The following is a 14,050-nucleotide window of genomic DNA, read 5'->3' on the forward strand; positions in this document are numbered from 1 at the left end:
ATTTGGAGGAGAATTTTTGTGCTAAGAAATTTAAATGAATTAGCTATTTCATCAAGGCGAAATTACCAAAATAATTTTATAAATGAAGACTTTAGACTAAATAGAGATTTCAAAGAAAGATTTTCTCAAATCTTGGAGGGAAGAAATACAACAATTCAATTCTTTGATTATTCTGCTGAAATTACCTCCAGCTCTAACAATAAAATTTTCTGTCCAAATCAGTGGTTCTATATTGCTACATTTGTTGTAGAATTTGCATCTGAACTTATTAATTATAGGAACGTTTTAGATAGTATTGCTAATTCAGAGGTAGATGGAATGAGCCGTACACAGTTTTATGAAAAAGTAAAAAACCTGAAAGATAAAGATATAGAGGATTTTGCTCCAGAAATAAAGGAAGCGATAGAGCATTATTATCCTGATGATCAGAACAGTGTTAATTACTTATGTCGATTTTTAACTGATTATGAGTGGTGGTTTGGCAGTAAAACTGTCAATAGACATGATTATTATGTTTCACCTACCCTTAACTTACTTGGACTAGTTAATGTGAGTCAAACTTATGTTGCGGATATAGTATACTTTTTAGCCTCTGACAGACATCTAATGCAATATGCTCTCGATTTACGTGAAGAAGTTCAAGAGCTTATTGATCAAAAAGATTTCCGAACAGATTCTCCTGCCGAGAATTTAATTGTATATGGTGCACCCGGAACAGGTAAGAGTAAATACTTAGAAGATAATTTTTCTGATTTAACGAGGGTAGTTTTTCACTCGGAATATTCTTATTACGATTTTATAGGAAGTTATAAACCTACACCATTATATAAGCAAGTAGAAACCAGTTTGCGTAGAATAAGCGGTGAGGAATTTGAAGTTGGGGAGCCTATTATAGACTACCAATTTAGACCTGGTCCATTTATAAATGTATTGATCAATGCAGTTCGCAGATCAGATATTAAATTTACCTTACTTATAGAGGAGTTAAATAGGGCAAACGCACCAGCTGTATTTGGAGATATATTTCAGTTACTTGATAGGAAGACTGATGGGAGCAGTCACTACAAAATTAATCCAAGCGAAGAACTTAAGAACTACTTAATGTCTATAGAAGATGTTAGGCGTAAATTCATAGATGGAATATTTATACCTAAAAATATGAACATTGTTGCTACGATGAATAGTGCAGATCAGGGTGTTTTTGTACTTGATTCAGCATTTAAGAGACGCTGGAAGTTTAAGTACATGTCTATTAAGGAGAAAGGATTCACACATGAAAACAGCTTAATAACATATGCAAGAGAAGATTTTAAATGGAGGCATATTCTTAGCTCAATCAATAGAAAACTCAAAAATTTGGGTATAAATGAAGACCGATTAATCGGCCCATATTTTATTAGTCCAAGTGAGATAGGAGATAGTACCAGTTTCTCATCCAAATTACTGATTTACTTGTGGGATGATGTTTTAAGGTTGAAAAGAGATAATTTTTTTGATTCTGAAATTAGAACATATTCAGATTTGGTATCGGGATATGCTTCAGGAATTGATGTAATGAATATTAAAGATGATATATACGAGTTAGTAGCTGAAGAAGAAGGCGAGCGAGAGTTGGAACAACAAGAGCAGGCAGGAGAAGAGCAAGAGGATGAATAGAAGGATTAAGCTTACATATGGTGGGATGAATGAGTGAACCAAAGACCAAACTATACCACGGTTATAGAATATGTTGATTATCCAAGAAATGAATACCCAACTGAGCTAATAACTCAGTTGGTGAATAAAGGAATATGCAAGATCAGTAAGAATAAAATTAAATTTATTGCAACGGGCGTTTTAATTTATAGAAATAAATTTATAATTATATTTCCGAAAGCATACAATATTCCTACATATGAAGGAAATATATTAGAACATATACAAGTGCTATTTCAGGTTCTATTAAAATATAGTGCAATGGCCAATTTAAGTCCTGAGGAGATGGACTTGTTAGGTAGAAAGGACGGACAACAAGATGAAAACCTATATACTGCATACCGCCTTCTCCAAGATTTCACTGATAATGGTTTTCTAATGAAGGAAATCAAAGAAAAATCTTTATCTTTATCAGGAAAAACAGATTGGCCAGCGACAATAAATAAAATGCAACCAATTTTCTCAGGTCGGTCTGTTATTTATACTGAATCAATTTCACGAAAATCCACTATTGATCGTCAAAACAGACTATATTTATTACATAAATATTGTATTTATAAAAGTGTGGAAAGGTACGGTTGGTTATTTGGATTAACCGTTGAAAATATTAACTTAGAGGAAGTTGAGTTAGATTTTGATATACCGTATGGTGTAAACTTCTTAACATCTGAAATAAATAGCACTTTCGTGGAAAGAGAATTGAACGTCATAAAAATGATGATCGATTTCTTAGCAGGAATAGAAATAGAAAGTGATAATAGTGATAAGAACCTTGAAACATTAATTACACCATATTTTCAGAATGTATGGGAGTATATCTGTAGCTATAACTTCAAGAATCAATACAATAACCTTAAAAGCATAATTCCAAAATTAAATTGGGAAATCGAAAGTAATGCTCCTGTTCAAAATCAAAGGCCGGATATTATGGTAATGAAAGAAAAGCAACTCTATATACTGGATGCGAAATATTATAATATTGAAAGCAATTTACCAGGTTGGCCAGATGTAGTAAAACAGTTATTTTACGCTTTTACCATATTCAAGAATATAAAATCAGAGAATTTTAAATTAACAAATAAGCGTTTAGAAAGTAAACTGAAAAATCTAGAAGGTGTAGAGAACATATTCCTTTTCCCGTCAGGAGATATTGATCCGGTAAAATATATTGGCAGAGTAAATATTGAGAATAATAGTGACTTCGATGATATTAAGGCTTATAAAGTGAATACTTTCTTATCAATGAAATGTTTTATTGAAAAGGAAAAGTTCAATTTTATTAACAGGTTATCATAAGCGATTAATGATTTGTTATCAAAAGACAAAATGTGATGCAAACTAACCAAGTCTGTTCTACAAAGGCAATTTACATTCCGATGTGGAAAAGTGATTGTAAAGGTTAAGCAAACAATTTACAGGATATTAGAACTGAAGGGGCTCGGAGGAGAATCTCTGGATATTTATTGGTTAATTCCTATATAAACTGGAAATTAATTGGATAATAGTAGAGGATAATGACCAAGCGGAAATTCATTATTCCCCCAAAAAAAGAGCTATATGAGGTTTATTTACAGTTAACCTCTTTAGCTCTTTTTTTATATTGTTGGTAGTAAAATCATTTTTAATCTTATCGCGACTGTTTTTTGTTTGTATATTAGTCCTAAGAAAAAGCTAGTAAGAATTTTATCCTCAAAAATCATTAATTAGCATTAATTTTATTATTAGAATATTCGACAAATAAGTAGCGAAGAGTGGATTAATTAATTAATAGTCCACTCTATTTTTAACAATTATTTCTTTTCAAAGTATACAAATCTGTATTTAACTCATGAACAAAAGGAGAGTACTCTTTCTGAGCCACAAGTAATAGTGTTTTCTTGGCCCGTGTCATGGCAACATAAAGTTTTTTTCTTTCACGGGACATAAAATCTTGTTCATCCTCTCCCGGTGAAGGGGCTCTGTATGGCAATTTTCCTTTTTTTAGATCAGTAATTATAACATGATCAAATTCCAGCCCTTTGGACGATTGATAGGTAATTAATTTGACACCAGGGGAAATAATATCAGCGTTCTCTTCTTTAACAAGATAAACAGGAAATCCTTTTGTATCTAAAATTTCCTTGAGACGTTCCAGTTTTTTATGTGAATGAGCGATGATACCTATAGTACTAGCAGGATAAGAACTTCTAACGGTTTTGACATGTTCAATAATAGTTTCTTCTTCATTTTCCCGGTCTGGACATAATGCCAGTTCTGGTAGTTTTCCATCAATGTTTGGTTCTTCAGCACGGTAATAGTCCTCGTCTTTTACATACTGCTTGTCTTGTTGTTGAAAGTCATTAGCTAACCTTATGATTTCGCGTGTAGATCTAAATGTTTGCTTTAATAATTGACTTCGATTGCCTACAACTTTAATTCCTGCGTCTTTCCAGGTGAAAGAACGTCTGAATATTTGTTGACCTTTATCTGCACCAATAGTTAAACTTTGTTTAGTTGTTGAACTGATGGCTTTTAGTTGCATAGAATGTAAATCCTGTGCTTCATCTACTAATATATGATCGGGTTTAAGGTGTTCGGGGATTTGATCTGTCTTTTCAACCAGTAATCTGGCTAAATCATCTCCGTCAATTCCCTGATGGTTAGGGTGGTTAGATAGTAACTCATTATATTTCTCTAAAATATCATAAACTGTTTCCCGGTGTGCTTTCGTAACGCGAATATCTGTTCCGCGGCCTGCACGTAATATTTCGAGGTATTCTTTTCTGCTACTGATTCCAGCGCCTTTAATCCATTCAATTTCATCGCAAAGAAACTGGACTAAAGACTTATCACTTTTAGAATTTACTTTCATTTTAGGGAAATTAACAGTTTCATACCTTTTATTCACAATATTTTTTGCAAATCGGATTGCGCTTTCTCTTTTATCACCCACTATTAAACGAGTGTGTGGGTAATCGGTGTGCTCAAGCATTTCCTGGCCCCATTGATGAAAGGTCTTGGCATCAATGGGTGTAGAGATGGTCTTTGCGCAAAGTTGACGGACATAGTTAGTAAGTGTACGGCTGTATGTCAGTACAAGTAAAGAATCGCTTGGCAGTGTTTCTTTCAGATACGCTGCTCTGGCAAGCAGTATGGTTGATTTCCCGCTCCCGGGAATTCCTTGAATAAGTAAATCTCCTTCAGGTTTAAACGTTACACATGTTTTTTGTTTCTTAGTTAATTCAATGGCTTGTGACATGAGGCTCCTCCTTAAAAGAAATCCATTAACTTTCTTAATTCTTCCTGACGTTTTTTTTCTTCCTCTTCTTGTTGTTTTGTTGTTTGGTCGATTATATCTTTATCATCCTTGTTAAATCCTTCATTCTTTTCTTCGGCTGATGACGAGTGAAAGTGAACATGTGTAGTATCAGAATCAATACATTTATCCAGAAATCCTTCGAATTCTATTCCCTTCTTGCCAAGTACATACAGCTGATTTTGTGCCCGGGTCAGCCCGACATATAATAATCGCTTTTCCTCCTCAATATCCGGACGGCTGCTATGTGGGAACTCGCGATCACCTAAGTATAGAATAAATACAATGGGATACTCCAATCCTTTAGCATCATGTACTGATTTAATTGAGATGGCATCAGTTTCTGTATCTTCTGGTGTATCCTCTTCTATCTCAACAATATGTTCTGTGAGATCATCTGTATCCACGCCACCTTGGTTCATAACTTCAATAATGAATTTGATAAGTTCCTCTGATGCATTTTTCACTTTTATTTTTTCAATAACTTCTTCTAACGGCTCATCCTCATATATATCCCGTACATTTAATACTTGCTCGATAAGAGATTCAGTTTTCTCTTTGTTTTGTTTCTGTGTATTATAACGAATAGAATATTTATCAAATTGTTCAAATACTGCATCCGCCTGAGGGGAGTGCTCTGAATTCTTTCTGTAAAGAATACAAATATCTGAAAGAGAAACGCTTGAATCCTCAACAAGCTCGATTATTTTTTTGGCAATGAACTCTGCTGCCAGTTGAATGGAATGAGTTTCAACAACCAGTGGCTTCATTCCATTTCTATTGTTTGCGGGAAGAATGGTTTCGTCTTCAATAAAGTCATTTGCAACTTGGATAATTTTATTGGTGGATCTGTAATTATGAGTAAGATGTATAACTTCAGAACTTGCCGGAGCATTTCTTTTGCAGTAATCAGAGAAACGGTCCATATTTTTACTATTTGATCCGTTAAATGTGTAGATAGTCTGGTTCTTATCCCCAACTACTGTAACGGTTTGACTTTTGTCTATTAATCTTAGAAGAAGTTCTTCTTGAGCTAAAGATGTATCTTGGTACTCATCAACAAAGATATGCCTGAAACTCATTGATATATCATTATAAGTTCTTTGTTTTAGAGATAGAATACGAGTAGCTTCGTTAATGAGACCTTGAAAGTCTGTTGTATTTTTTATTTTTTCGATTTTATTTATTCTTCTCCAGAACGTTGCCAGATCACGTCCACTAATTAAAATTCTTCCATGTGTGTATGTGTTCACAGGATAATGAGCATCTTGAGAGATATCACTCCAATTATTTATGGGACGGGGTTCAAGGGTTCCCTGTCTAATTAAGTTATAAGCTTGTGACATCGATTTATTTACAAGATTACGATCCGTATACTTACTGCATAAGCCTCTGGTTAGTGAGGGATCCAAGTCAATGAAGTTTTCAGTATGAATTGTTCCGAATCCTTGCCGGAAGCGTGATTCATTATAATGAATACCATACTTAATAATTCGAAAAGCTAAGCTGTGAAAAGTTAGGATAGTCGGTTTTCCGCCGTATCCTATTATGCTTGTAAACTCTTCCATTTTATTTAATAAATGTGATTTGGCTGAACGTGAAAAAGAGATACCCAGTATATTTTCGGTTAGTATACCTAATTCAATCTGTGTATAGAGAATCTTGGCAGCGAGTGTTGTTGTTTTGCCTGTCCCCGGTCCTGCAATAATTTGTGTGTATCTTGATGAGGTCGTGACGACCTCCCTCTGTTGAGGGTTTAATAATCTAAGCAGTTTATCCATATCAAACGCCTTCCTCGGTGGTTTTGTGTTTAGTCACTGTCCTTCCAATATATTACCAGAAAAACAGCCAATTGTTTAAGAGAATTTGGTAAAATAGTAATAGCGTGGTCTAATTGAATCTGGGAGGATGTAAAATGGCAAAAGCTGATAGAAGAGTCAGGGACAAACTATTGGAGCGTTTACGATATGAATTAATTGGTTGTGAAGACGAGAAGGAAACGATAAATAATAAACCTTTGCAAAAATACCTGGCTGGTATTCTTTGGCCGATGCAATCAAGTGTTGCAGCTGAAGAGAATGAAACAGATTCTATGAATGGAAGAGAGACTTCTAAAGAAGCATTGGAATCCATTGCCCCTCTTGCCAAAGCGATGAATCCTTCGGCAATCGGTTTATCTTTTTTAGTGGATAAACAAAAACCGGTCATTAATGTAGACATTGAATTTGGGATGTATGAAGAAACAGGAGAGAAAAACTGGACCCGGATTCCCTATTTGCTAAAAGGTTTTCAAATAGATCTAACGGAAGGTCTCGGAATAAAACAAAAAGAGAGAGTTCCTCGTATAGAGTCTATTGAAGAAAAAGACACAAAGGAATCAATTAACATTGAATGGATCGTAAGACCCTATCAAAATTCATATGCTGTGAGTTTATTCCTGGTTAATCGATACATTCAGGAAACGGATCAACACGAAATTGATCATTTGTGTGTGTTTCAACCAAAGATCCGTGTGGCCGCTCCAAGTGGTTTTATGGTGAGAAATGCCTTCTCAAATAATGATAAAGGATTCCAGGACGAAGATACGAGGTCAAACGAACTTCTTTATCGTAATGAAGGGGTTTATGGTGTCGGCCATAATATTGCTGTCTGTTGGAATGAAGTGAACCATGAGACATCCAGAGCAAGTGTATTGGAGACAGAGGTTATTCCCGCACATGAGATCCCTATGGTTTTACCTCCTAAGTGGGATAAAGGCGGCACCTTGGATATGGACGTATTGGCTTCAAAGAAGACAGCAAGGGAAGTCGAAGATGCACTTATGCCTTTATTAACGGAATACGGGAATTGGATTCAAGAAAGATGGAAAGAAATCGATGATATAGAAGAAGAGTATAAAGAAACAGCGACATTGCATATAAAAAAATGCGAAACATCATTAGAACGGATGCATGCTGGTCTAAAAAAGCTTAGTGAAGATAAAAGCGCGTTGGAAGCTTTCTTGTTTGCAAATAAAGTAATGGCGGATCAACGAGCTCATACCGAGGCTATTGAAAGCGGAGAACCTCTTCAAACTATTAAGTCGGAATGGCGGCCGTTCCAGATTGCCTTTTTCCTGCAAAATTTAGAGGGTGTTGTAGATCCATTCTCCAAAGACCGGGGTATTGCTGATTTACTTTGGTTCCCAACTGGAGGAGGTAAAACGGAAGCCTACCTAGGGTTAGCGGCATTTACGTTAGGATATAGAAGATTAATGAATGTCCAGGGATACAGAACGGATGCCGGTGTTTCTGTAATCATGAGATATACCCTTAGATTACTAACCGTTCAACAGTTTCAACGTGCAACCGCAATGATTTGTGCTTGTGAGGAAATAAGGAAGAGCGATCCTGGGAAATGGGGAAGCACAAGATTTAGAATTGGATTATGGGTTGGGGATAATAGTGTTCCGAACAAATTTGAAGATGCCAAGAAAGTTATAAGTGCTAAAGAGGATGCGATTAAAAGAAAAATAGAGTTCTTTAAACCAAAAGGGATAAATGGAACACCAATTCAATTAGTTTCCTGTCCATGGTGCGGAGAGAAGCTTGTGGATGATAAAAAAAACCCTTCTATTTTTTACACTACATATAAAGTGAAAGATAAAAAGAAGAGATTACTTATTTGCTGTCCAAATAAAGAGTGTGGATTTCATAAAACAAATTCAGGTGGAGAAGGACTGCCCGTACTGGTAACGGATGAAGAAATATATCGGCTACTTCCGGATATGGTTATAGGTACAGTCGATAAGTTTGCCCGTATGCCATGGGAACCCCAGATACAGAATCTTTTTGGCAGGGTAAAGGGAGAGGTAGCCGGTTGGGGGTTCATGTCTAATGGGAATTCCCAAAATGAACTTGCAAACATAAAAAATGTATCAGGTACTACCAGTTTAACGAACACTGATCAAGTCCATCCTCCAAATTTGATCATACAAGATGAGCTTCACCTGATTTCCGGTCCGCTTGGAACAATGGTGGGACTTTATGAGACAGCTGTGGATCACTTATCATCAGTGTCCATCAATGGGAATGAATACGGACCTAAGATCATTGCATCAACGGCTACAATAAAAAATGCCCATAAACAGATAAGTGGACTATATACAAGGGACACTCAAATTTTCCCGAGTCCTGGTTTGACCCATAAAGATTCATTCTTTGCTAAACAAAGGAGCATTGAAGAAGAACCAGGTCGGATGTATGTCGGCCTGTTTGCTCCAGGCAGAAGTATGAAAACATCTCAATTAAGAATATTTGCTAACTTGTTATCAAGTGTGACGGCAATGGAGCGTTCATCTGAATTTAATCTTGGAAATCTTGATCCTTATCAAACTTTAGTAGGTTACTATAATAGTATCAGGGAGCTTGGCGGTGCTGTGAGATTAATAGAAGATGACGTTCCCGCAAGAATGAATACATTGGAGAAACAGTATACAGATGAAAATCGATTCAAATTTGTTCAAAGGGAGTTGGATCGGGATGTTCCTGAGTTAACCAGCCGTATCGACTCAGGGAAGATACCGACATTATTGGATCGTCTAATGCAGCCCTTCAACGATGAAAGAAAATTAACTCCTGTTGATGTGCTGCTTGCCAGTAATATGATATCTGTGGGTGTAGATGTTCCCAGGTTGGGGTTGATGGTTGTAAATGGGCAGCCTAAAACAACTGCAGAATATATCCAGTCCACGAGTAGGGTAGGCCGAAGACACCCAGGTCTGATCATTACAGCTTATAACTGGGCGAGGCCAAGAGATATCTCACACTATGAAGAGTTCTACGCCTACCACGCAGCGCTTTATAGATATGTAGAACCTATAAGTGTCACCCCTTTTGCATCAAGAGCACGGGATAGAGGATTAGCGGCGGTGTTAGTATCCATGTTGCGATTGGGTGAAAGTGCACTCTCTCAAAATTCAGCAGCTAATAATGTTGATAAAGTAAATGAATTGGCAAAGGATACGATTAAAGTGTTCCTAGAAAGAGCACGCAAGATGGGTGTATCACCGAAAGAAATTGAAGAACATCTTGAGCATCTGATAGAAAGTTGGGAAGAAGACTCCAATAAAAGTAAATTGATTTATTCCTCTTTTAGAAAAAAAGAAAATGAGTCTAATCTTCTCTATCCATTAGGACAAGATTCTTCAAGAGGCACCTATAATACACCAAACTCTATGAGAGATGTTGAGCCTGTTGCCGGTATCTACATTGGAAAGGACTGATTTTATTGAGTAAAAAGATTGGTGAACTCAGACCAAGTCAATTCATCACGACGTTTGGTCCAGGTTCTATAGTGGACTTACCGGACTATTCCGTTATAATGGGCGGAATTGATAAATGGGATTCATTTGATGTTTCAAAATCGAAGACAATTGAAGAGAATCGACTGAAAAAGAAGTTGGGTATCCAGCAGATAAAAGCAATACCAATCAGCGACAGTAAGGAATTTGGAACTATCCCCGCTTATCGTTTTCCTGAATATCATGTCTGTCCAAAATGCAGAAAGATTGGAAAGTACTGTGGAAGAGAATTTGTGGAAGAAGAAGGAGTCCTTTATTGTAAGAATCCTGATGCTGAAGGAGAACCTTGTAATAAAATCAAAACACATCCTGTCCGTTTTATTGTAACGTGTAAAAAAGGTCATATAAATGATTTCCCATGGGGAATGTATGTGCACAAAAAAGGTAAGTACGATCCGAAGTCCTGTAAGTTATATTTGCTGGATGAAGGAGAAACAGGGTCTCTAAAAGATCTTGTTGTATATTGTAAGACTTGTAATCAAAAGAGGTCTGTGAGTGAAGCATTTACCAATAATAAGATATTAGGGAAATGCAGTGGGAGAAGGCCCTGGTTAAGAGATTTTGAAAAAGATTGTGAGAATGATAAAGAACTATTATTAAGAGGGGCATCAAACATATATTTTTCTTCAATTGAAAGTTCTATAGTAATTCCGAAAGCGCTGCAACAAGAAGGAATTGAAGGCTTTATTAAGGATAATATAGACTTTTCCGATGAGGAACTTATTAGTGATAGACGAGTGTTTGATTCTGTTATGAAGAGAGACCCAGATATTATGAGGCTTGGGCTAGATAAAGTATGGGATATTGTACAGAAACTGAGGACCAAAAGTGAAGGAGAAGATGTCGATCTCCGAACTCCTGAATACCATGCATTACTGACAGAACATCATAACTATGAAGAAATTGATTTTGAAACAGAGCCGGAGGTCGTACCAGACAGGTTCAAGGAGTATATTTCAGATCTTGTAAGGGTCAAGAGACTTAAGGAAGTAATGGTATTGAAGGGCTTTACAAGGATTCATCCATTACCGGATTTAACGGCCAGACTTTCCGGTGAAACAAATAATTCTAGTGATGATAATCAATCTGGTAACGACCAAGTAGAGCTGGCGCCATTAAGTTCAAGCCCCCAACCCTTTTTACCAGGTGTCGAGACATATGGAGAAGGCATCTTTTTGACAATAAATCAAGAGAAGTTAAAAGATTGGGAAGAGAACCATAAAGACTATGGCGCTGGTATGGCTACAGCTCATAAGAAAATTTATCTTGAAAGAAAAGTTCCTGAAAATGAAATCCCTGCTTTTCCAGGATTGAGATACGTATTGCTTCACACACTTTCACATGCGTTAATCAGGGAGTTAACGATGCATTCCGGTTATTCATCATCAGCACTAAAAGAAAGGATATATTCCGACCCGGAAAAGGAGATGGCTGGTATACTAATATATACGGCTACTGTTGATTCCGAAGGGAGTCTCGGGGGATTGGTTGAGTTAGGTACTAAAGACAAATTCGAGTCGATATTAGCCCGTACTTTATCAGCTGCCCATTATTGTTCAGGCGATCCCCAATGTGCTGAAAAAGATGTTGATATCTTAAAAGACGTCAATGGTGCTGCTTGTCATAGCTGTATGCTGTCTGCAGAGACTTCTTGCGAGAAATCGAACCGTTATCTTGATCGATCTTTATTAGTGAAGACGGTAGCTAATCAGAAACGGGAGTTCTTCGATATTGAATAAGTTAAACGAAAAAATTGTACGATTTATCTCAGTTTGTTTTGCATCATCTAATGAACATTTGCTGCAGAGACTTTTTGAACAAATTGATAATGGGACAATCACCAATGAATTTATTACTTGGCAATCTAATTTAAAGTTTCCTTTCGAACTTGAGTTTTTAGCCTACGATATGCTTAATGAAGCTGCTGAAAATAGTGTTCAATTAATAGAATTAAAAAAATATCTTGATCTCGCCTATATGATGGCAAAACAACATAAAGAGCATGAGCCAAGTATTTCCCCTGTTTGGACAGGTCCTAATCTTGAAAGTGGTCTAATAAAACTAAACACTTATGATACAGTTAAGTATTTAATAGAGTCTGCTGAACAAGAAGTCTTTATTGTGGGGTATAGTTTTTCATTCAGGGAAGAGTCGGTCAAGGAACTATTGAAGAGTGTGGAACGGGCTGTAGAGAGAAACTGCCGGGTAAATATTATCGTTAATGACGTGGAAAATAACTTCAAAGAGATAATGAAACACTGGGAAATTGATAACTATCAGTTAAATGTCTATCATTGGATTGGCACGGATTCGAGTGATTATACAAGTTTACATGCCAAACTAATAATAGTAGACCAACGTAAGTTGTTATTGACATCTGCCAATTTTTCTTATCATGGTTTCCGTAAAAACATTGAAACAGGTGTGATTATAGAGAATCATGAAATTTCGAGGGATATTTGGAAACAGTACCATTCTTTAATGAAAGAAAATCAGATGAAACGAGCTTATTGATAAAACTATTATTTGAAATGACTCCGGTAAAGATCCGGGGTCATTTCTATTTTGAATTATACTCTCTGTAAAAAGTTCATGATTCTCTTACCCGCCTATCTTTGATAAAATAAGAAAGATGGATTAATGAATAAAAAGGAAGTATTAGTATGAGAAAACTTAAAGTGCTTGATCTACATCAGCATCAATAGTCTCTGATAAAATTAGCAGGTTCTCATTTCGTTCAAAATATTTTTCAGCTAATTTCCTTAAATCTTTAGCAAATTCATCTAGACAATACGTATAATTACTTAGTCAGTAAAGTAAGGAAACACAGAGATATTAAGAAAGCTATTGGCAAATTACCTGTGCGCCTGCCCTTTACAGCTTCAAGTTTAAGTATGGCTTCTCCGATCACTTTTCCCAGTAAAGGTGGAACCGCATTTCCAATTTGCCTATATTGTGCATTTCTTCCCCCAAAGAATGCATAATCCTTTGGAAATGACTGTAATAATTGAGCTTCATAGGGGGTGAATGTAAAGTGCTTGATCTATTTGCCGGTGGCGGTGGTTTTTCTACCGGGTTCTTGCAAGCTAAAGAGGAATATTTAAGATTTGAAATTCATCGGGCACTTGAAATCAACGACAGTGCTTGTGATACGCTGCGCAATCACATAGGAAAAGATCGCGTTATACAAGGAGATATAACAGAGGAAACTGTAAAATCTGAAGTAATAAATTCGTGTAAAGATGTAGACGTTATTATCGGGGGGCCCCCCTGCCAAACATTTTCTTTAGCAGGACCGGCACGTTCCGGATCAAAAGAAATGCGTGAAAAGCTAAAGGATGATCCCAGAAATACTTTATATAAACATTTTTTTGAATTGGTTTCTATAATAAAACCTTCATATGCTGTATTTGAAAATGTAGAAGGAATGCAGCATTTAGGAATTAACGATAAAGATTCTTCTAAAAAGCTGATATCCCATCAATCCAGGGAGCATAACTTCAGGGATGTGATCATCTTTATTTTAACAAAAGAAGGCAGTAATTCTTCAAGATTTATAAATCCTCTATCTGGTGATTACCATAATTTTCTTAATGAACTGTATCCATATGCCAGAAATAAGCATAAGGATACTTATGATGCAAAAGAGGAAAAAATAATGGTTAATAGTTAATGTTTAAAAAGGACAGTGTAATGCTGTTCTTTTTATTTTTTTATGA

General features: G+C 36.1%; 9 protein-coding genes. 6 read left to right on the top strand and 3 right to left on the bottom strand.

What is annotated here, in order from left to right:
- Positions 1-18 precede the first annotated feature (18 nt).
- Both TV75_RS21180 and TV75_RS10580 read left to right on the top strand, forming a co-directional pair.
- Positions 19-1,656, top strand: coding sequence for an AAA family ATPase (locus tag TV75_RS21180; protein ID WP_052504522.1), 1,638 nt, complete (start codon positions 19-21; stop codon positions 1,654-1,656).
- A gap of 33 nt (positions 1,657-1,689) precedes the next feature.
- The gene (locus TV75_RS10580; protein WP_044338712.1) at positions 1,690-2,991 is read left to right on the top strand and encodes an LlaJI family restriction endonuclease; all 1,302 of its coding nucleotides are present in this window, start codon (positions 1,690-1,692) and stop codon (positions 2,989-2,991) included.
- 487 nt (positions 2,992-3,478) lie between these two features.
- On the opposite strand, the gene TV75_RS10585 is transcribed toward TV75_RS10580, so the two are convergent.
- A complete protein-coding gene (locus tag TV75_RS10585) occupies positions 3,479-4,933 on the bottom strand; it encodes a 3'-5' exonuclease (RefSeq protein WP_044338713.1) in 1,455 nt (484 codons plus the stop codon).
- An 11-nt stretch (positions 4,934-4,944) separates the two neighbouring features.
- Positions 4,945-6,771, bottom strand: a complete 1,827-nt coding sequence (locus tag TV75_RS10590; RefSeq protein WP_044338714.1) for an ATP-dependent helicase — start codon at positions 6,769-6,771, stop codon at positions 4,945-4,947.
- Between the two features lie 134 nt (positions 6,772-6,905).
- On the opposite strand from TV75_RS10590, the gene drmA reads away from it, so the two are divergent.
- From drmA to TV75_RS10605, 3 genes are read left to right on the top strand one after another with little or no spacing between them, the layout of a single operon-like run.
- Positions 6,906-10,253 carry a DISARM system helicase DrmA gene (drmA, locus tag TV75_RS10595; protein WP_044338715.1) on the top strand — a complete coding sequence of 1,116 codons (3,348 nt, stop codon included), beginning with the start codon at positions 6,906-6,908 and terminating at the stop codon, positions 10,251-10,253.
- A 5-nt stretch (positions 10,254-10,258) separates the two neighbouring features.
- The gene (drmB, locus tag TV75_RS10600) at positions 10,259-12,070 is read left to right on the top strand and encodes a DUF1998 domain-containing protein (protein ID WP_044338716.1); all 1,812 of its coding nucleotides are present in this window, start codon (positions 10,259-10,261) and stop codon (positions 12,068-12,070) included.
- Complete coding sequence (locus TV75_RS10605; protein WP_052504523.1) at positions 12,063-12,845, top strand: phospholipase D-like domain-containing protein; 783 nt, start codon at positions 12,063-12,065, stop codon at positions 12,843-12,845. Before drmB ends, TV75_RS10605 begins: the two co-directional genes overlap by 8 nt.
- Before the next feature lie 286 nt (positions 12,846-13,131).
- Here TV75_RS10605 and TV75_RS21495 read toward each other — a convergent pair whose 3' ends face one another.
- A complete protein-coding gene (locus TV75_RS21495; protein ID WP_082051241.1) occupies positions 13,132-13,374 on the bottom strand; it encodes a DNA cytosine methyltransferase in 243 nt (80 codons plus the stop codon).
- Here TV75_RS21495 and TV75_RS10610 point away from each other — a divergent pair.
- The gene (locus TV75_RS10610) at positions 13,366-14,004 is read left to right on the top strand and encodes a DNA cytosine methyltransferase (protein WP_044338717.1); all 639 of its coding nucleotides are present in this window, start codon (positions 13,366-13,368) and stop codon (positions 14,002-14,004) included. The two genes, TV75_RS21495 and TV75_RS10610, sit on opposite strands and share 9 nt — an antisense overlap.
- Positions 14,005-14,050: the final 46 nt, after the last annotated feature.

Source organism: Rossellomorea aquimaris (genome assembly GCF_000935355.1).
GTDB classification, from domain to species: Bacteria; Bacillota; Bacilli; order Bacillales; family Bacillaceae_B; genus Rossellomorea; species Rossellomorea aquimaris_B.